The sequence below is a fragment of the Streptomyces solitudinis genome (genome assembly GCF_036323765.1).
GTDB lineage: Bacteria > Actinomycetota > Actinomycetes > Streptomycetales > Streptomycetaceae > Streptomyces.
Map to the genome: position 1 here is coordinate 401,751 of NZ_JAZDCW010000005.1, position 20,110 is coordinate 421,860.

10 protein-coding genes and 1 riboswitch are annotated in these 20,110 nt (G+C 74.7%); of the genes, 3 read left to right on the forward strand and 7 right to left on the reverse strand.

Annotated elements, in window-relative coordinates:
* Positions 1 to 47: 47 nt before the first annotated feature.
* Both V1J52_RS15915 and V1J52_RS15920 read right to left on the reverse strand, forming a co-directional pair.
* Entirely contained in the window at positions 48 to 1,556 is a 1,509-nt protein-coding gene (locus V1J52_RS15915; protein WP_330140453.1) for a hypothetical protein, read from the reverse strand.
* A gap of 167 nt (positions 1,557 to 1,723) precedes the next feature.
* Positions 1,724 to 2,881, reverse strand: a complete 1,158-nt coding sequence (locus V1J52_RS15920; protein ID WP_330140454.1) for an SDR family oxidoreductase — start codon at positions 2,879 to 2,881, stop codon at positions 1,724 to 1,726.
* Positions 2,882 to 3,235: 354 nt separating this feature from the next.
* On the opposite strand from V1J52_RS15920, the gene V1J52_RS15925 reads away from it, so the two are divergent.
* Positions 3,236 to 10,921: an SDR family NAD(P)-dependent oxidoreductase gene (locus V1J52_RS15925; RefSeq protein ID WP_330140455.1), complete on the forward strand. Its 7,686-nt coding sequence runs from the start codon at positions 3,236 to 3,238 to the stop codon at positions 10,919 to 10,921.
* Between the two features lie 86 nt (positions 10,922 to 11,007).
* On the opposite strand, the gene V1J52_RS15930 is transcribed toward V1J52_RS15925, so the two are convergent.
* The 5 genes from V1J52_RS15930 to thrC all read right to left on the reverse strand — a co-directional run bounded on the left by V1J52_RS15930 (position 11,008) and on the right by thrC (position 17,143).
* Complete coding sequence (locus tag V1J52_RS15930; RefSeq protein ID WP_330140456.1) at positions 11,008 to 12,471, reverse strand: alanine/glycine:cation symporter family protein; 1,464 nt, start codon at positions 12,469 to 12,471, stop codon at positions 11,008 to 11,010.
* 305 nt (positions 12,472 to 12,776) lie between these two features.
* Positions 12,777 to 14,405, reverse strand: coding sequence for a chaperonin GroEL (gene groL / locus V1J52_RS15935; RefSeq protein WP_330140457.1), 1,629 nt, complete (start codon positions 14,403 to 14,405; stop codon positions 12,777 to 12,779).
* Between the two features lie 442 nt (positions 14,406 to 14,847).
* Positions 14,848 to 15,051 carry a cold-shock protein gene (locus V1J52_RS15940; protein WP_004929928.1) on the reverse strand — a complete coding sequence of 68 codons (204 nt, stop codon included), beginning with the start codon at positions 15,049 to 15,051 and terminating at the stop codon, positions 14,848 to 14,850.
* Between the two features lie 490 nt (positions 15,052 to 15,541).
* On the reverse strand, positions 15,542 to 15,820 hold the full coding sequence (locus V1J52_RS15945; RefSeq protein WP_330140459.1) for a MoaD/ThiS family protein: 279 nt from the start codon (positions 15,818 to 15,820) through the stop codon (positions 15,542 to 15,544).
* Positions 15,821 to 15,853: 33 nt separating this feature from the next.
* Complete coding sequence (gene thrC, locus V1J52_RS15950; RefSeq protein WP_330140460.1) at positions 15,854 to 17,143, reverse strand: threonine synthase; 1,290 nt, start codon at positions 17,141 to 17,143, stop codon at positions 15,854 to 15,856.
* Positions 17,144 to 17,160: 17 nt separating this feature from the next.
* Positions 17,161 to 17,315, reverse strand: a riboswitch (SAM riboswitch).
* A 159-nt stretch (positions 17,316 to 17,474) separates the two neighbouring features.
* On the opposite strand from thrC, the gene V1J52_RS15955 reads away from it, so the two are divergent.
* Both V1J52_RS15955 and V1J52_RS15960 read left to right on the forward strand, forming a co-directional pair.
* On the forward strand, positions 17,475 to 18,434 hold the full coding sequence (locus tag V1J52_RS15955) for a glucosyl-3-phosphoglycerate synthase (RefSeq protein ID WP_330140461.1): 960 nt from the start codon (positions 17,475 to 17,477) through the stop codon (positions 18,432 to 18,434).
* A 163-nt stretch (positions 18,435 to 18,597) separates the two neighbouring features.
* Positions 18,598 to 20,082: an alpha,alpha-trehalose-phosphate synthase (UDP-forming) gene (locus V1J52_RS15960; RefSeq protein ID WP_330140462.1), complete on the forward strand. Its 1,485-nt coding sequence runs from the start codon at positions 18,598 to 18,600 to the stop codon at positions 20,080 to 20,082.
* Positions 20,083 to 20,110 lie beyond the last annotated feature (28 nt).

Sequence of the window (20,110 nt, forward strand, 5' to 3'; positions counted from 1 at the left end):
CCGGGACCGGGGGCCTGAGCTTGGGGCCGGGCCCGGCGGCGCGAGGGCTACCGCACGGCGGCCGGGGCGAGGTAGGCGGCGTAGGAGGGGGAGCTGGACCAGGACGGCAGCGGGTGGCGCGCCCACCCGCGGGCGTAGGGCGGGGGCTCGCGGTCCCCGGCGACGAGGACGGCCACCGGCTGCCGCCGGGCCGTCGCGCGCAGGCCCGCCGCCGTGATGCTGCCGTCGTGGCCGCCCACCTGGCGTGAGGCGCAGCCCGCGCGGTGGGCGACGCGGATCGCGTCGTGACCGGAGACGGTGCAGGGCGGGCGCACGCCCAGGCGGTTAAGCTCGGCCGCGGCGCGGGAGACGGCCCGCCCGGCCGCGCCGCTGCGCTCCACCGCGCCGTGCAGGACGGCGTACTGGACCGCCAGGTGCCCCAGCAGGCCCACGGCCACGGCGGCCACGGCCGCGCGTCGCAGGTGCGGGCGGGTGTGCGTGGCCAGCCGCAGCAGGCACAGGGCGACGGGGAGCGCGAGCAGGGCGTAGGCGGGCAGCAGGAAGCGGGGCGCCGCGTAGTCGATGAGCAGCAGGTACGGGACGGCGAGCGACAGCCCGGCCGCGGTGGCGAGCAGGACGGGCGCCCGGTGGCGGGTCCGGGCCGCGGCCACCGCCCCGGCGGCGGCCGGCACCGGCAGCAGCAGCCACCACAGCGCCGTCCACGGGTGCGTCCAGCCCACCGTGCAGGGGCGGCAGAGCGAGCGCCCGTTCAGGGAGCGGAGCTGGTCGTCGAAGGCGAGGCTCCAGCCGAGGCCGCCCTGGATCTCCCCGGCGCGCTCCAGGCGCGTCAGGAGGCCGCCGTAGGAGAGGTGGGCCTCCACGATCCACGGGAGCGCGCCCAGCAGCGCGCCCGCCGCGAGGACGGCGAGCAGCAGCGGGCGGCGCCAGGCCCGCACGGCCAGGACAGCCGCCGCCAGGGGCAGCGCCAGCCACACGGCGTCGCCGGGGCGCAGCAGGGCGGCGCAGGCGAGCCCGAGTCCGGCGGCCACCAGCGCCCGCCGGTCCAGCGGGTCGCGGGCGGCTCGCAGGACGCAGCCGGTCGTGAGCAGCGCCGCGAGGGCCACCCACAGGTTGGGCATGACCTGGGGGCCGTAGAAGAGGGTGATCCACAAGGTGCCGAACAGGCCGCCCGCGAGGGCGAGCACGGGCACCGGGAGCAGCCTGCGCCACACCCACAGCGCGAGGAACAGGGCGAGGCCGGAGAGCACGGCGAGGTAGATCCGCAGGAGCGGTTCGGAGGACGACCAGGACACCACGGGGGCGACGAGGTAGCTGATGCCGCGGGCGCGGGGCGCGCTGAGGTAGGCGGCGGGGGCGTCGCGGCCGGACTGGCTGACGTAGACGGTCTCGTCCCAGCCGAGGCCGATGCCGGGGACGACGAGGAGGAGTTGCAGCAGCGTGAACCCGGCCGCGACGCCGCCGAGCCACCGGGCGGGGCGTGCGGTGCCGGGCCGCCGCAGGGTCGCGCGGAAGCTTCTGTACTGGTGGCCTGCCAGGGACGGATGCGATGACGGCATGCGGCGGACCTCGTCGGACGTCGGGTCGGGTGCGGTGCGGCAGCCGTCCGGGCCGGCTGGCGCGCATCCGCCTCTCCGCCACCCTGCGCCGGACGCCCGCCGCCCACCAGGCGGGAGGCGGCACTCGGCGCAACGCCCTGCCCCTCGGTGGCGGCCCCGCGCCCCCGTTACACCGGGGTCAGCGCCGCGGTGTCGGCGACGCCGAACGCCCGCGTCAGGTAGGCGTGGCCGACGGGGTCCGGGTCGGGCAGGTCCCCGACGGCCTGGAGCAGCCGGGTGCGGTCGTAGGTGCGGCGCTGGGTGCTGAACGCCAGCAGCCGGGTGCCGTGCCGGGCGACCAGGCGTTCGAGGGGCGTCGGGTCCGGGACGTGCGGCACGACCGTCAGCCGCAGGCCCCGGTAGCGCTGTTCGAGGGCGGCGACGGCCGCGTCGAACGTCGTGTTGTGCGGGTGGGTGACGTGCAGGGTCCGCAGTCCGGGGGCACCGGCCCGCGCGGCGGCGGCGCGCACCATGGCGCGGGCGGCGTACTCGGCCGGCACCACGTTCATCGAGCCCTCGGGGTCGGCCTCCACCCGGAAGTGCAGGGCCTCGCCCCCGCGGCTGCCGTGCCGCAGGAACGCGGCGACGGCCGCGTCCTGGGCGGCCCGTGCGCGCAGACCGTCGTCGATGATCCGCGTCAGGGTCCCGAAGGGCTGTCCGGGCAGGCCCTTCGGCACGCTCCGGTCGGTGGCCAGCAGGCTCGGCCGCAGGACCGTCGCCGTCCGCCCGGTGCGCGCGGACCAGGCGTGGACGAGGCGTTCGGCGGTGTACTTGCTCTCCTCGTAACAGGTCTGGAAGCCCTCGTCCTCGCGCAGGTCGTCCTCCAGGACGTGCCCGGTGCGCCGTCGCCCGGCGACGTAGGCGGTGCTGACGTACAGGAACTGGACGGTGTCCGGTGCCTCGTCCGCCAGTTCCAGCACGTGCCGCGTGCCCAGGACGTTGGACCGGTGCAGGGCCACGGGTTCGTCGTCCAGGTTCAGCAGGGCGGCGCTGTGCCACAGCTGGGTGAGCCCGTCGGTCACCCGGGCGCGTTCGTCCGCCGTCAGGCCGAGGCTCGGTTCGGTGACGTCGCCGCGGACGTAGCGCACGCGGCCGAGCGCGCCGGGCGGCAGCGCGGGTGCGTCCAGCCACGTCACGGCGGCCTCGACGCGGGTGCGCAGCTCGTCGGGCGTGCCGCGCCCCAGCACGGTGACGGGCTCGTCGCTCCCGCCCGGCCCGCCGGCGAGGAGTTCGCGCAGGACGCGGCAGCCGAGGAAACCGGTGGCTCCGGTGATCAGAACGGACACGGATGACTCCTTGTGCTGGGCCGCCGTGCGCGACGGCCGCGGACGGACGGGCGGCACGGACGCTACGCCGTGGCTGCCCGCCGTACCGCGCACGACGCCGACCGGGCCGCCGTCCACCCGAACGAGCCGGAAAACAAAGGGAGTTGACTCGGCCACCGGTTCGGGTGATTTGCAGAAAAAAGGCCCATTCCCGGGAGTGTGCGCACCACTCCGTGACGTTGCATGGCTACGTTACGTCGCGTCGCCCGCGTGCGGCCCCGCCCGCACCCCCACCCCCGCCACACTCCGCCGGGAAGCCCCGTTCCCCAGGGCACCCCACCCCCACCAGCCCCACCCCCAGGAAGGTCGACGCACATGAACCAGGACCGGGCAGGCGACGGCGAACGCGCCATCGCCGTCGTCGGAGCGTCCTGCCGCCTGCCCGGCGGCATCACCGGCCTCGACGAACTCTGGGACGCCCTGCGTGCGGGGCGCGACCTGGTCAGGGCGGTGCCCGACGACCGCTTCGACACCGACCGGTTCGTGGACACCGAGATGCCGCGCGCCGGGAAGAGCTACACCGGGGCCGGCGGATTCCTCGACGACATCGCGGGCTTCGACGCGGGCTACTTCGGCATCTCGCCGAAGGAGGCCGCCCACATGGACCCGCAGCACCGGCTCCTGCTCGAACTCACCGCCGAGGCCCTGGACGACGCGGCCATCGCCCCCGCCGCCCTGGCCGGTTCCGACACCGCCGTCTACGTCGGCATCTCCGACGCCTCCTACGGCGCGCTCCAGATGCTGGACCCGCGCACGATCAGCCCCTACACGATGTCGGGCGCCGCGTCCTCCATCGCCGCCAACCGGGTGTCGCACGCCTTCGACCTGCACGGCCCCAGCATGGCCGTGGACACGGCCTGCTCCTCCTCCCTCGTCGCGCTCGACCGCGCCTGCCACACCCTGTGGGAGGGCACCAGCCGCACCGTCCTGTGCGGCGGCGCCAACGTCCTGCTCAGCCCGTACCACTACGTCGGCTTCTCCCAGGCGTCCATGCTCTCCCAGCGCGGCAGGTGCGCGTCCTTCTCCGCCGACGCCGACGGCTTCGTGCGGGCCGAGGGCGGCGGCATGGTGCTCCTCAAGCGCCTGGCGGACGCGCTCGCCGACGGCGACCGCGTCCTCGGCGTCATCCTGGGCAGCGCCAGCAACAGCGACGGCAGGACGCTGGGCCTCTCCCTCCCCAACCCCGAGGCCCAGGAAGCCCTGCTGCGCCAGGTGTACGCGGCGTCCGGAGTGCACCCCGACGAACTCGTCTACTTCGAGGCGCACGGCACCGGGACCCCCGTGGGCGACCCGCTGGAGGCGCAGGCCATCGGGCGGGCCCTGGGCGTCCGCCGCATCACCGGCCCGCTGCCGATCGGTTCGGTGAAGACGAACGTCGGCCACCTGGAACCCGCCTCCGGCATGGCCGGGCTGTGCAAGGCGCTGCTGGTCCTGCGGCACCGCACGATCCCCGCCTCCCTGCACGCCCGGCGCCCGCACCCGGACATCGACTTCACCGGACTCGGCCTCGACCTGACCGCCGCACCCCGCGACCTCGCCCCCGGCCCCGCGCCCGGCGACCCTGCGGCACCCGGGCGCCGCCCGGTCGTCGGGGTGAACTCCTTCGGCTTCGGCGGCGCCAACGCGCACACCATCCTGACGGCCGCCCCGCCGCCGCCCGAGCGGGAGGAGTGCCCCCCGCCGCCCGAGGGGCTGCCCGTCCTCGTGAGCGCCCGCACCCCGCAAGCCCTGGCCCAGGCCGCGTCCCGCATGGCCGGCCGGCTCGCCGACGCGGCGCCCGGGGAGTTCTACGACCTCGCCTACACCTCCTGCCTGCGCCGGGGCAGGCACGAACACCGCACCGCCGTCCTGGCCCGCACCGCGCCGGAGGCCGCGGACCGGCTCGCCGCCTTCGCGGAACACGGCACCGGCCCGGCCGTCGAGGGGGTGAGCACGGGTCGGGTGGCCTTCGTCTTCTCCGGCAACGGCTCACAGTGGGCCGGGATGGGCGCCGACCTGTACGCCGGGCACCCGGTGTTCCGCGAGGCGGTCGCGGCCGTGGACGCCGAACTGGCGCCGCTGCTGGGCTGGTCGGTGGCCGAGGAGCTGGCGCTGCCCCCCAGGCGCTGGCGGCTGGCGGCCACCGAGGTGGCGCAGCCACTGCTGTTCGCCGTGCAGTGCGGCGTCGTCGCGGTGCTGCGGGCGCAGGGCGTGGAGCCCGCGATGGTGCTCGGGCACAGCGTCGGCGAGGTCGCCGCCGCCCACGCGTGCGGGGCGCTCACCCTCGCCCAGGCCGCGCGGGTCATCGCGGCGCGCAGCACGGTCCAGGCGGCCACCGCGGGCACCGGGCGGATGGCCGCGCTCGGCCTGGGCCCGGAGCAGGCGGCCGGGGAGCTGGCCCCGTACGCGGGGCGGCTGGAGATCGCGGGCGTCAACAGCGGCAGGGACGTGACCGTCGCCGGGGACGCCGACGCGCTCGCCGCCCTCGGCGAACGGCTGGGCGGACGCGGCGTGTTCTTCCGCGACCTGGGCCTGGACTACGCCTTCCACAGCCGCGCCATGGACGGCCAGCGCGAACCGCTGGCCGCCGCGCTGGGGGGCCTGGCGGGCGGCCCCGCCGCCGTCCCGCTGTACTCCACCGTCACCGGCGTGCGGACCGTGGGAGCCGACCTCGGCGCGGAGTACTGGTGGCGCAACGTCCGCGAACCCGTCCGCTTCGCCGACGCCGTCGAACGGGCCATGGGGGACGGCGCGGACGTGTTCCTGGAGATCGGCCCCCACCCCGTCCTGCGCACCTACCTGGGCCGGATCGTCGCGCAGCGCCCCGGTCAGCAGGTGGCCGTCCTCGCCACGCTGTCCCGGGACGCCGACGGGCCGCAGGCGCTGTCCACCGCCCGCGCCTCCCTCCTCGCCGCCGGGGCCCGCACCGACTGGGACCGGTACTTCCCCCGCCCCGGCCGGGTCGCCGCGCTGCCCGCCTACCCGTGGCAGCACGAGCGGCACTGGAGCGGCGGCAAGGAGCTGTGGAACGGCTCCGGCCCGCTGGAGCACCCGCTGCTGGGCGCCCGCGTCCCCGCGCCCACGCCTCTGTGGGCGGGCCCGGTCGAACCGGCCCTTCTCCCGTGGCTGGCCGACCACCGGGTGGCCGGCTCCGTCGTCCTGCCCGCCACCGGCTACGTGGAGATGGCGCTCGCCGCGGGCCGCGCCACCACCGGCGGCCCGGCGGAGGTGGAGCACCTGGACGTCCAGACCGCCCTGGTCGTGCCGTGGGCCGACGCGTCCTCCGTCCGCGTCCAGGTCGCGCTGAACCCGGACGACGGGGTGCTGCTCGTCTCCAGCACCGACGACCACGCCGCCGAGCCGCGCCCGCACGCCCGCGCCCGGGTGCGGGCGCTGGTGGAACCGCGGCCCGCGCCGCTGGGGCCCGGGGAGCTGGACGCCGCGCGCGAGCGGTGCCCCCGGCGGGTCAGCGCGGAGGAGCACTACGCCGGGTGCGACGCGGCCGGGCTCGGCTATGGTCCGGCCTTCCGGGTGCTCACCGGGCTGCGCGTCGGCGACGGCGAGGTGGTGGCCGAGTACGCGCACGAGACGCCCGGCGCCCCCTACACCGTCCACCCCGCGCTGCTGGACGGTGCCCTCCAGGCGGGCGCCCCGCTGCTGGCCGACAGCCTCGCGGACGGCCACGCCTACCTGCCGGCGGCCATCGGAGCCGTCCGGGTGTGGGGCACCCCGGCACCGTCCGGCACGGTACGGGTGCGGGAGCGGTCGCGCACCGGGCAGGAGGTGTGCTGGGACATCACCGTCGCCGACCCCGACGGCACCGTCACCGTCCGGATCGACGGCTGCCGCCTGCGGCGCTTCGCCACCCTGCGGCGCACCCCCGTCGACACCCTGCACACGGAGCTGCGCGCGGCCCCGCACGCCGACGAGCCGTGCGCGCCCTCGCCCCTGCCTCCGCCCCGCGCCGTCATGGCGGCGTGCGAGGAGCGCGTCACCGCGCTGCGCGCCGCCTGGCGGGACCTGCGCTACGGCCAGGCGATCCCGGTGTACGTCGAGGCGTTCACGCACGAGGTGGGCGAGGTGATCGAGGAGCTGCTGCCCGGCCCCGCCACCCCGTTCGCCCTCCCGGACCTGGTAGAGCTGGGCCTGGACCCCCGGCACCTGCGTCTGGTGGAACTGATGCTGCCCACTCTGCGCGAGCACGGCGTCCTCACCACCGGGGCGGACGGGCGGCACCGGAGGACGGGCCGCCCCCTGGACGCGGCGGGGCTGCTGCGGAAAGCGCTGGAGACCGGACCGGCCTACGTCAACGACCTGGCCGTCGCCGTCCTGCGGGGCGCGCACACGTCGGAAGCGCTGCGCAGCGGGGAGGACGCGCTGGAGGACCTGTTCGCCGACGGTCCGGTCAGGACGCTGGAGCACTTCTACGACATCGCGCCGTTCTGCCGCTTCCACAACCGGCTCGCCCAGGCGCTGCTGCGCGAGATCGTGCGCGGCTGGCCCGCCGGACGGCCGTTGCGGATCCTGGAGATCGGCGCGGGGACGGGCGGCACCACCGCCGCGCTGCTCCCCCTGCTGCCCCGCGACCGCACCCGCTACTGCTTCACCGACGCCTCGGCGTTCTTCTTCCCCCGCGCCCAGAGCCGCTTCAGCGACCACGACTTCGTCGAGTACCGCACCTTCGACCTGGACCGGGACCCGGCCGGGCAGGGCTTCGCCCCGGGCACGTTCGACCTCGTGGTCGCGGGCAACGCGCTGCACACGGCGGGGGATCTGGCCGCCGCCCTGCGCCGGGTCGCCGCTCTCCTCGCGCCCGGCGGCCACCTGCTCGCCATCGAAGTCCACGCCCCGGAGCTGCTCGCCCCCCTGTTCGGCACGCTGGACAGCTTCTACCCGCGCCAGGACCCGGCGCTGCGGCCCCATTCGCTGCTGCTCCCGCGCGAGGAGTGGCCGGGCCTGCTGGAGCGCTGCGGTTACGCGGAGATCGCACGGACCGGCGACGACCGGCCCCCGGCCGGCGAGCACGGCTCCGTCCTGCTCGCCTCCGTCCCCGCCGCACCGGACGTCCCCGCCCCCGCCGCGCGGGCCGCACTGCCCGCACCGGACCCCGCCGTTCCCGCCGGTCCCGCCGCACCGGACGCGCCGCGCACCGGCACGTCCTTCCTCATCGCCGTGGAGAGCCCGCAGGCACGGGACCTCGGCCGGGCCCTCGCGGACGCCGTGCGCGCGGACGGCGCCGCCGTCACCGGCCCGGTCCCGGCCGACCGTCCGCTCCAGGACTGGCGGGCGTCGCTCGCCGAGGCGTCGGACGCGGCCGGCGGCGGACCCGTCGCCGTGGTCCTGCTCCTCGGCGAGGCTGCCGAGGACGCTCCGGCGGACGTGGTCCGACGGGCCACCCGCCGGGCGGAGACGCTGCGGGTGTGCGCCACAGCCTGCGACGAGGTGACCGGCTCCAATCACCCGGAGCTGTGGCTGGTGACCGGCCCCAGCGGAGCCGTCCCGACCGGCACGGGAGAACCGGCCCGGCCCGCCGACGCGGCGGCCTGGGGCTTCGCGCGCGGCCTCGCCAACGAACTCCCGGACCTCACGTGCCGGCGGCTGTCGCTCCAGCGCACGGCGGACCCCGCCGGTGACGCACGGCGACTGGTACGGGAGCTGTTCGCGCCCACCGAGGAGGACGAGATCGTCCTCACCGCGGAAGGCCGCTTCCTGCCCCGCGAACGGCACCGCCCCACCGTCCGGCCCGCCGGGGACGACGTGCCGTTCACGCTGCGCGTCCGCGACCCCGGGCTGTCCTACCGGCTGGTGTGGGAGGAGACGGAGCGCCCGGCGCCGGGCCCCGGCGAGGTGCTGGTCAGGGTGCGCGCCACCGCGCTCAACTACCGCGACGTGATGCAGAGCGTCGGCCTGCTCCCGGCCGAGGCCATCGAGGGCACCGCCTCGGCCGCCGGGTGCGGCCTGGAGTGCGCGGGTGTCGTCGCCGCGTGCGGTCCCGGAGTGACCGGGTTCGCGCCCGGTGACCGCGTCGCCGGGTTCGCACCTGTCGCGCTGTCCTCCCACGTGGTGACCCCGGCGTGGTCGCTGTGGCCGCTGCCGGACGACATCACCGACGCGGAGGCCGCGACGATGCCGGTGGCCTTCGGCACCGTCCACTACAGCCTGGGCACCCTCGCCCGGCTCCGGAAGGGCGAAACGCTGCTCGTCCACGGCGCCGCGGGCGGCGTCGGCCTGGCCGCCGTGCAGTACGCCGCGGCGTGCGGCGCGCACGTCATCGCCACCGCGGGCAGTGAGCTGAAGCGGGAGTTCCTGCGCGGCCTCGGCGTCCCGCACGTCCTGGACTCGCGCTCCCTGGACTTCGCCGCGCGGGTCAGGGAGATCACGAAGGGCCAGGGCGTCGACGTCGTCCTCAACTCCCTCTCCGGTGAGGCGATGGCACGCAGCCTGGAACTGGTACGCCCCGGCGGCCGGTTCCTGGAGCTGGGCAAGCGCGACTTCTACGAGAACAAGCCGCTGCTGCTGCGGCCGTTCGCGGGCAACATCGCGTTCTTCGGTGTGGACCTCACCAAGGTGCTCGCCGACCGGCGGCAGACCGGCGCGCTCCTCGCAGACGTCCGTCAGGCGGCGGTGCGTGACGCGGTGCGCCCGCTGCCGCACAGCGTCTTCCCCGCCGCCCGCGTCGCGGAGGCGTTCGAGCTGATGCAGCACTCGCACCACACCGGCAAGGTGGTCGTGGCCTTCGACCCACTGGACGAGCCACCGCTGGTCGAGCCGCTGCGGCGCAGGCCGTGCCTGGACCCGGCCGGGACGTACCTCGTGACCGGCGGCACCGGCGGTTTCGGCGCGGCGACGGCCGGCTGGCTCGCCGGTCTCGGCGCCCGGCACCTGGCCCTGGTGAGCCGCCGCGGCGCCGAGGCACCCGAGGCCGGTGCCGTGCTGGAGGGGCTGCGCGCCCGCGGCGTGCGGGCCACCGCCCACGCGGCGGACGCGGCGGACCCGGAGGCGATGGCGGCGGTCGTGGCGGAGATCGACTCGAGCGGGCACCCGCTGCGCGGTGTCGTCCACGCCGCCATGCACCTGGACGACGAGCTGCTCCTGGACCTGGACGCCGAGCGGATGGCCGCCGTGCTCGCGCCCAAGATCGGCGGGGCCGTCGTCCTGGACGCCCTCACCCGGGAGCGGGACGTGGACCTGTTCCTGGTCTACTCCTCGGGCACCACCCTGACCGGCAATGTCAAGCAGGCCCCCTACTTGGCGGGGAACCTGTTCCTCGAAGCCCTGGTCCGCGAGCGCCGCGCGGCGGGTCGGCCGGGGCTGGCCGTCGCCTGGGGGGCGCTCAGCGAGACCGGCTACGTCGCCCGCAACGACCTGGGCGCCGCCATGGCGAGCTTCGGCCTGGAACCGGTCGCCCCCAAAGAGGCGTTCGCCGCCGCGGAGGCGCTGCTCGGGACGGGGGCGGACGTCGCCGCCGTCCTGCGCTTCGTCTGGGCCCGCACCCGCCGGCTGCTGCCGCTGGTGGACAGCCCGCGCCTGGCGGGCCTGGTGCCGGCCGGGGCCGGGGAGGACGACCTCAGCCGGGAGGAGCTGCTGAGCACCCTGGGCCGGATGTCCGACGACGAGGCGCTGGCCTACCTGACGGACAACGTCACCGGGGTGCTCGCCGGGGTGCTGCACATGGAACCCGGCCAGATCGACCCGCACCGCCGCGTGGACAGCTACGGGCTGGACTCGCTCATGGCCGCCGAACTCCTGGTCAGCCTCCAGCAGCGCTACGGCATCGAGATCCCGCCCATGGAGCTGCTGCGCAACACGGGAGGAACGCTCGACGACATCGCCCGGACCGTGTACCTGCGCCTCGGCCTCGCCCGTCCGGCACAGACCCCGGCCCTTCCGGCACCCCGCGCGGGAGAGCCCACCGCGCCGGAAGAGGCCGCCGCGCCGGGGAGCGCCGCGGCCCTCCCGCACCAGTTGTCCGCGGCGGACAGCGAGGAGGCGGGCAGCCGGGCGGCGGGCGCCACGCCCTGACCGGGCGCCGCCGTCCGGCGCCCGCTCAGGGCGCCGGACGGCGGCGGCACTCGCTCACGCCCCGGGCCGTCACCGGCCGCACGGCGTCACCGCCGGGCGGTGTCCCCGGCGGCGGTACGCTGCTGCGGCTCCCAGCACTCCACACCCGACAGCCCGGGAACGCGGTCGCGGGTGAAGACCGGGTCGAGGCCGGCGCGGCGCTGCGCGGTGTAGTCGTCGAGCAGCTTGAACGCGATCACCGACAGCGGCAGGATCGCCAGCAGGTTCACCAGGGCCATCGTGCCCATGAAGACGTCCGCCAGGTTCCACACCACGCTGAACGAGCCCAGCGAGCCCAGGAACACCATCGCCAGGACAAGCGAGCGGTAGGTGGGGAGCACCCAGGACCGGTCGGTGATGAACTCGATGTTGGACTCGCCGTAGTAGTAGTTCCCGATCATCGAGCTGAACGCCAGCATGAACACGACCAGCGCCAGCGCGTGCCCGGCCCAGCCGCCCAGGGTGTCGGTCAGCGCGTTCTGGGTGAGGTCGGCGCCCTGCCGCCCGGCCAGCTCGGGGTTGGTGGTGAGGATGATGAACGCCGTCATGGAGCAGATCAGCAGCGTGTCGAAGAAGACACCGAGCGACTGCACCAGGCCCTGCTTGACCGGGTGCGTCACCTCGGCGGCGGCGCCCGCGTTGGGTGCCGAGCCGAGGCCCGCCTCGTTGGAGAACATGCCGCGCCGCACACCCTGCTGGATGGCCGCGCCCACCGCGCCGCCGGCCACCTCGCGCAGGCCGAGCGCGCCGCCGACGATGTCGCCGAAGACCCGCGGCACGTCCCCGAGGTTCAGCACGACGACGACGGCACCCATCAGCAGGTAGAGCACCGCCATGACGGGCACCAGCCACGTCGTCACGCGGGCGATGCGCCGCACTCCGCCGAAGACGACCAGGGCGAGCGCCACGGCGCTGACCGCGCCGATCACGGCGGGGAACCAGTCGGAGTCGCCGCCGGGCAGCGAGCCGGAGGTGACGGACCTGATGGTGTTGGACTGCACCGCGTTGAAGACGAACCCGAAGGTCAGGGTGATGACGACGGCGAACAGCACGCCCGCCCAGCGCTTCTTGAGGCCGCGCTCCATGTAGTAGGCCGGGCCGCCCCGGTAGGTGCCGCCGGCCCGGTGGTCGCGCACCTTGTACAGCTGGGCGAGGGCCGACTCCACGAAGGCGGACGCCGCGCCGATGAGCGCCATGACCCACATCCAGAACACGGCGCCCGCGCCGCCGAGGGTGATGGCGCTCGCCACACCCGCGATGTTGCCGGTGCCCACGCGGGCGGCGGCGGAGATCGTGAAGGCGCCGAAGGAGGACACCGACTTCCCGCCGTCCTTCGTGGGGCCCTGCGGGGTCTTGTCCTTCAGGACGCGGAACATCTCCGGCAGCAGACGCAGCTGCACGCCGCGTGAGCGCAGGGTGAACCAGAGCCCTGCGCCGGCCACCAGGGGGATCAGCAGCCAGGTCCAGAAGACGTCGTTGACGTCGATGATGAAGGCGTCCAGCGTTTCCATGCGGTCCTCGGTGTGCTCGCGGTGGGGGCCCGGCGGCGGCGGGAGCACGCGAGCCGCGCCGGCCGGCGGAGACGAGGGCTCCGCAAACCTCGGACCCCCTACCCGCCGCGCAAAACGCCACACACATGCCCGTACGTGCCCCGGCTCACACTCCGGGGGTCCGGGAGATCATCCGCGACCGGACCCGGAACCGCCGCGGGCGGCCGGACGGGAGGGGGACGGAGACGGGCCCCGGACACGCCGCTGGGGCGGCGCCCGGTACGGGCGCCGCCCCAGCGGACGGGACGGTTGATCACCAGGGGCGATCAGAAGTCCATGCCACCGCCCATGCCACCGGTCGGGTCGGCGGCACCGGCCGCGGCCTTCTCCGGCTTGTCGGCGATGACGGCCTCGGTGGTGAGGAACAGCGCGGCGATCGACGCGGCGTTCTGCAGCGCGGAACGGGTCACCTTGGCGGGGTCGATGATGCCCTCGGCGATCATGTCGACGTACTCGCCGGTGGCCGCGTTGAGACCGTGGCCCGGGGTCAGGTTGCGCACCTTCTCCACGATGACGCCGCCCTCAAGACCGGCGTTGACCGCGATCTGCTTGAGCGGGGCCTCCAGGGCCAGCTTGACGGCGGCGGCACCGGTGGCCTCGTCGCCCTCCAGCTCCAGCTTCTCGAACACGGCGGTCGCCTGGAGCAGGGCCACGCCACCACCGGCGACGATGCCCTCCTCGACGGCGGCCTTCGCGTTGCGCACCGCGTCCTCGATGCGGTGCTTGCGCTCCTTCAGCTCCACCTCGGTGGCGGCACCGGCCTTGATGACGGCCACGCCGCCGGCCAGCTTCGCCAGGCGCTCCTGGAGCTTCTCGCGGTCGTAGTCCGAGTCGGAGCTGTCGATCTCGGCGCGGATCTGGTTGACCCGGCCCTGGACCTGCTCGCTCTCGCCGGCACCGTCGACGATGGTCGTCTCGTCCTTGGTGACGACGACCTTGCGGGCGCGGCCCAGCATCTCCAGACCGGCGTTCTCCAGCTTGAGGCCGACCTCCTCGGAGATGACCTGGCCGCCGGTGAGGATCGCGATGTCGCCCAGCATGGCCTTGCGGCGGTCGCCGAAGCCCGGGGCCTTGACGGCGACGGACTTGAACGTGCCGCGGATCTTGTTCACGACGAGCGTGGAGAGCGCCTCGCCCTCGACGTCCTCGGCGATGATCAGCAGCGGCTTGCCCGACTGCATGACCTTCTCCAGCAGCGGCAGCAGGTCCTTGACGTTGCTGACCTTGGAGTTCGCGATCAGGATGTACGGGTCGTCGTAGACGGTCTCCATACGCTCCATGTCGGTCGCGAAGTACGCCGAGATGTAGCCCTTGTCGAAGCGCATGCCCTCGGTGAGCTCCAGCTCAAGACCGAAGGTCTGCGACTCCTCGACGGTGATGACGCCTTCCTTGCCGACCTTGTCCATGGCCTCGGCGATCAGCTCGCCGATCTGGACGTCCGCGGCGGAGATGGAGGCGGTGGAGGCGATCTGCTCCTTGGTCTCCACGTCCTTGGCCTGCTCCAGCAGGGCGGCGGAGACGGCCTCGGTGGCCTTCTCGATGCCCCGCTTCAGCGCCATCGGGTTGGCGCCGGCGGCCACGTTGCGCAGACCCTCGCGGACCAGCGCCTGGGCGAGGACGGTCGCGGTCGTCGTGCCGTCACCGGCGACGTCGTCCGTCTTCTTGGCGACCTCCTTGACGAGCTCGGCGCCGATCTTCTCGTACGCGTCCTCGAGCTCGATCTCCTTGGCGATGGAGACACCGTCGTTGGTGATCGTGGGGGCGCCCCACTTCTTCTCCAGCACGACGTTGCGGCCCTTGGGGCCGAGCGTGACCTTGACGGCGTCGGCGAGCTGGTTCATGCCGCGTTCGAGGCCGCGCCGCGCCTCCTCGTCGAACGCGATGATCTTGGCCATGTGAAGTGGTCCTCCCAGGACTGGGGTGGATTGCTCCGGACCGCGGCGCCCGCGACGGACGGCCTGCGAGCCCCGGCGGCCTTTCCCGCCCGGCCTCACGGACCTCACCGAACCGGTCCTTCTTTGTCACTCTCATGCGCAGAGTGCTAAGCCCAATGATTAGCACTCGACCCCTCCGAGTGCAAGCGCGGGAGGTCCGGCGCTCGCGCCGGTCCGCTCGCACGGGCACCCCGGGGCGGGCACCCGGCGGGGTGCGGGGCCGGTGCGCGGCGCGCGCCCCGGCGGGCGCGGGCGGGGTACCGGAGAGGTGCGCGGCGGGGTGCCGGGCGGCTACGCGGCGGGCCCGCCCGGCCCGGACGGGCGGGTGCGGCGGGCGGGCACGCCACGGGGCCCGGACTTCCGTGGAAGCCCGGACCCCGGGGTGGTGTGTGGCGGTCGGCGCTCAGGCACTCAGGCGGACCATGTCCGCCTGCGGGCCCTTCTGTCCTTGCGAGATCTCGAACTCGACCCGCTGCCCTTCCTCAAGGGTGCGGTACCCGTCCATCTGGATCGCGCTGTAGTGGACGAACACGTCCGCACCACCGTCGACCGCGATGAAGCCGTAGCCCTTCTCCGCGTTGAACCACTTGACGGTGCCCTGAGCCATTCCTAACTCCCCTATTACTGGCCCTTGCACGAGACCGCACTCCGCGGACCCGGGTCAGAAGTCACCCCCTGGGTCGAGGGGGTGTGCGCCGGAACGCGTCGACCGCCGCTGAATGTATCTGCACGAACGCCCTCCGCAACAGGTCAATCCGACGAGAATTCCGCAGGCGCTCGAACGGCGATTCCAGGGCGGGGCCCGCAAACGGGGACAAGTCCGGCCGGACATAGCGGATCAACCCGACAAATGTTTCTGCATTTTCGGGCACAAGTTGTCGCGCGGGTCGGGCACCACCGAGGGGCCGCTGTGACACGTGAGGCGAGGGGTTCGGGCTCACCCTACCGCCCCCCGCACCTCCGGAATGACCACCTCCGGTTCGCCGTGTCCCGCGCGGGCGCCCGCGCCGGCGCCCCGGGCCGCCCCGCGCCGCACACACGCGGGCGGCCCCGCTCCGGCGAGGGAGCGGGGCCGCCCGAACGGTCCTGGGGAGCGCTTACGCGCCGCCTGCCACGGCGGGGATGATGGAGACGCCCGCGCCGTCCGGCACCGGCGTGGCGAGGCCCTCCGCGAACCGCACGTCGTCGTCGTTGACGTAGACGTTCACGAATCGGCGGAGCTTGCCCGTGTCGTCCAGGACGCGCGCCCCGATCCCGGTGTGGTTCTTCTCCAGGTCGGCCAGCACCTCGGCGAGGGTGGCGCCCTCGGCCGGAACCTCGGACTTGCCGCCGGTGTAGGTGCGCAGGATGGTCGGAATGCGGACGTTAACGCTCATGCGGTGTTCACCTTCGTACGAAAACGGAACGGGTCAGGCCAGGCCGGCGGCGCGGAAGGCGTCCAGCGAGGGGCGGATGACGGCCGAGGGGCCGGTCGTCGGGGCGACGGCGTCCAGGGTCTTGAGGCCGTCGCCGGTGTTGAGCACGACCGTGGTCAGCGCCGGGTCCAGCACGCCCGCCTCGATCAGCTTGCGGGTGACACCGACGGTCACCCCGCCGGCCGTCTCCGCGAAGACGCCCTCGGTGCGGGCGAGCAGCTTGATCGCCTCCACGACCTGCCCGTCGTTCACGTCCTCGACCGCGCCGCCGGTCCTGCGGGCGATGTCCAGCACGTACGGGCCGTCCGCCGGGTTGCCGATGGCCAGCGACTTGGCGATGGTGTCGGGCCGCACGGGCCGCACCACGTCGTGCCCGGCCTTGAACGCCCGCGAGACCGGCGAGCACCCCTCGGCCTGGGCGCCGAAGATCCGGTACGGCCGGTCCTCGACCAGGCCGAGCGCGATCAGCTCGCGCAGGCCCTTGTCGATCTTCGTGAGCTGCGAGCCGGAGGCGATCGGGATCACGAGCTGGTCCGGCAGCCGCCAGCCGAGCTGCTCGCAGATCTCGTACGCGAGCGTCTTGGAGCCCTCGGCATAGTACGGGCGCAGGTTCACGTTCACGAAGCCCCAGCCCTCGCCGGCCGGGTCCCCGATCAGCTCGCTGCAGAAGCGGTTCACGTCGTCGTAGGTGCCCTCGATGCCGACCAGCTCGCCCCCGTAGACGGCGGCCATCACGACCTTGCCCTGCTCCAGGTCGTGCGGGATGAACACGCACGAGCGCAGGCCCGCGCGGGCCGCGGCGGCGCCCACCGCGCCGGCCAGGTTCCCGGTGGAGGAGCAGGAGAGCGTGGTGAACCCGAAGGCGCGGGCGGCCTCGACGGCGATGGCGACGACACGGTCCTTGAAGGAGTGCGTCGGGTTGCCCGAGTCGTCCTTGACGTGCAGTTCTCCGGTGACGCCCAGTTCGCGGGCGAGGTTGTCGGCGCGCACCAGCTTGGTGAAGCCGGGGTTCAGGTTGGGCTTGGCGGCCACGTCGGCGGGGACGGGCAGCAGCGGGGCGTAGCGCCAGATGCTGTTCGGCCCGGCCTCGATCTGCTTCCGCAGCGCTTCGGCGTCCCCGGTGGGCAGGTCGTAGGCGATCTCCAGGGGCCCGAAACAGGCACCGCAGGCGAAGTGCGGTCCGAGCGGTGTGCGCTCACCGCACTCGCGGCAGGAGAGCGCCGCGGCGGGACCGAGGGAGATGTCCGAAGGTTCGGTGGTGTTGGCAACTGTCTGCACAGCCATGGAGGCGAGGCCCTTTCTCCTCATCTTCCCCACGACGGCTTTCGCCGAGGGACGGAATTGGCACCTTCCCCACGGCGGCTTCGCCCCGGACATGAACCGGAATGACGTAATGGCACGCGGGAGGGTTGCCGGGGCTTCAACGGGCCGTTCCCTCTGCCCCTCTGGATGAGCTCTATGGCGCCGGAGGGCGCGTTTGTCGGTGGCGACGCGCCCCGACATGCGGAGGTCACGTGCGCTGCTCAAGACTGTAACCGACGGCTGTGACGGTGGATGCGGTCGTCCGAACCGCGAGACGGTGACGTCCGCGGGTGATCCCTACGGAGGCGGATACGTGCTGGACGAGGTCGAGAGCTGGCTGCGGCGGCGTTCCTGGAGCGCCGATGACCGTCCGATGGCGCGGCTGCTGGCCGCCAAGCGGGCCGCGGGCACGCGCGGGAGCGTGAGCGTCGTGCTGCCCGCGCTCAACGAGGAGGAGACGGTCGGCGCCATCGTCTCGGTGATCCGCGGCGAGCTGATGACGCCGGACGTGCCCCTGGTGGACGAGCTGGTCGTGCTCGACTCCGGCTCCACCGACCGGACCGGGGACGTGGCCGCCGCCGCGGGCGCGAAGGTCGTCCACCGGGACGCGCTGCTGCCCCGGATACCCGCGGTGCCCGGCAAGGGGGAGGTGCTGTGGCGCTCGCTGCTGGCGACCAGCGGCGAGATCGTCTGCTTCATCGACGCCGACCTGCGGGACTTCCGCTCCCGCTTCGTCTCCGGCATCGTCGGCCCGCTGCTGACCGATCCGGGGGTGCGGCTGGTCAAGGCGATGTACGACCGGCCGCTGGGCGACAGCCCGGCGGGCGGCGGACGGGTGACGGAGCTGGTGGCCCGCCCGCTGCTGAACCTGCACTGGCCCCGGCTGGCCGGTTTCGTCCAGCCGCTGGGCGGGGAGTACGCGGCGCGGCGGTCGCTGCTGGAGCGGCTGCGCTTCCCCGTCGGGTACGGCGTCGAGCTGGCCCTGCTGGTGGACGCGCTGGACCTGGTGGGGCTGGACGCCCTGGCCCAGGTGGACGTGGGCGTGCGGCGGCACCGCAACCAGGACGGGCAGGCGCTCGGCCGCATGGCGGCGGCCATCTACCGCACCGCGCAGCTCCGGCTCACCGGCGCCCCGCTGACCCGCGCGGAGCTGACCCAGTTCGACCGCGTCCCCGAGGGCGGCTTCGCCCCGCGCACGCGTCCCGTGGACACCCTGGAGCGCCCGCCCATGGCCGGTGTGCCCGAGTACGCGGCGGCCCGGGACGCGGCCTGACCGCGGCGGCCTGACCGGGGCGGCCGGTTCCGGTGCCGTGGGCGGCCGGTGACCGGCCGGGACGGGCCCGCTGACCCGGGCGCCCGCACGGCCGTTCGCACGCGCCGGGGTTCCGGACCCGCACGGCCGTTTGAACGCGGCGGGTTCCGGATACGCTCGCCGCATGGTCGCTGCGTCCCACGAGCCCCAGGTGTCGTCGTCCCAGGTCCTGGTCGCCTCCAACCGGGGGCCCGTCTCGTACACCCTCGGCGACGACGGGTCGCTCACCGCGAAACGGGGCGGTGGCGGGCTCGTCTCGGGCCTGTCGGCCATCGGCTCCGACGCGGACGCGGTGTGGGTGTGCGCGGCCCTGGGCGAGGGCGACCGCGCCGCGGCCCGCCGCGCGGACGGGCTGCTGCCGCAGACGGACACCGCCGGGCAGCGGGTGCGGATGCTCGACATCCCCGCCGGGACGTTCGCCGACGCCTACAACGGCGTCGCCAACTCGGTGCTGTGGTTCGTCCACCACCTGCTGTACCAGACGCCCCTGGAGCCCGCCTTCGACACGGCGTTCGAGACCCAGTGGGCGGCCTACGAGGCGTACAACACGGCCTTCGCCGACGCGCTGGCCCACGACGCGGAGCCGGGGGCGGCCGTCCTCGTGCAGGACTACCACCTGACCCTGGTGCCCGCCCTGCTGCGCGAGCGCCGCCCCGACCTGCGCATCGGGCACTTCTCGCACACCCCGTGGGCACCGGCCGACTACTACCGGCTGCTGCCCGACGACACCGCCGCCGCCGTCCTGCGCGGCGTCCTCGGCGCCGACCGGGCCGCGTTCCTCACCCGGCGCTGGGCCGAGGCGTTCGCCGCGTGCTGCGCGGACGTGCTGGGCGCCTCGGTGGAGCGGGACGGCGAGGGGCTGCGCGTCACCCACGACGGCCGCACCACGCGGATCGGCGTGCACGGCCTGGGCGCGGACGCGGACTTCCTGCGCGAGCGGGCGCACCGGCCCGACGTCGCGGAGCGGATGGCCGCGCTGCGCGAGCAGATCGGCACCGGGGACGACGGCGCGCCGCGCCGGACGATCGTGCGGGTGGACCGCACGGAGCTGTCCAAGAACATCGTGCGCGGCCTGCACGCCTACCGGCGGCTGCTGACGGAGCAGCCGCAGTGGCGCGGGCGCGTGGTGCACGTGGCGTTCGCCTACCCCTCCCGGCAGGACCTCGCCGTCTACCGGGAGTACACCGCCGAGGTCTCCCGCGTCGCCGACGGGATCAACGCCGAGTTCGGCGCCGGGGACTGGACGCCGGTCGTGCTGCACGTCAAGGACGACTTCGCGCGTTCGCTGGCCGCCTACCGGCTGGCGGACGTGGCGCTGGTCAACCCGATCAGGGACGGCATGAACCTCGTGGCCAAGGAGGTGCCGGTCGTCTCGGACGACGGGTGCGCCCTGGTGCTGTCCCGCGAGGCGGGCGCGGCGGCCGAGCTGGGCGCGGACGCGCTCGTGGTGAACCCGTACGACGTCCGCGACACCGCGCGGGCGCTGCACGAGGCGCTGCTGATGGCGCCGGACGACCGGGCCGGGCGCACGAAGCGGCTGGCCGCCGCGGCGACCGCGCTCCCGCCGCAGCGGTGGTTCCTGGACCAGCTCGCCGCGCTGCGCGGCTGAGCGGCGCGGCGCGGCGGGCGGCCGGGCA

Coding starts and splice junctions, on each gene's coding strand:
- V1J52_RS15915 (WP_330140453.1), bottom strand. CDS start 1,556: ATGCCGTCATCGCATCCGTCCCTGGCAGGCCACCAGTACAGAAGCTTC.
- V1J52_RS15925 (WP_330140455.1), top strand. CDS start 3,236: ATGAACCAGGACCGGGCAGGCGACGGCGAACGCGCCATCGCCGTCGTC.
- V1J52_RS15930 (WP_330140456.1), bottom strand. CDS start 12,471: ATGGAAACGCTGGACGCCTTCATCATCGACGTCAACGACGTCTTCTGG.
- groL (WP_330140457.1), bottom strand. CDS start 14,405: ATGGCCAAGATCATCGCGTTCGACGAGGAGGCGCGGCGCGGCCTCGAA.
- V1J52_RS15940 (WP_004929928.1), bottom strand. CDS start 15,051: ATGGCTCAGGGCACCGTCAAGTGGTTCAACGCGGAGAAGGGCTACGGC.
- V1J52_RS15945 (WP_330140459.1), bottom strand. CDS start 15,820: ATGAGCGTTAACGTCCGCATTCCGACCATCCTGCGCACCTACACCGGC.
- thrC (WP_330140460.1), bottom strand. CDS start 17,143: ATGGCTGTGCAGACAGTTGCCAACACCACCGAACCTTCGGACATCTCC.
- V1J52_RS15960 (WP_330140462.1), top strand. CDS start 18,598: ATGGTCGCTGCGTCCCACGAGCCCCAGGTGTCGTCGTCCCAGGTCCTG.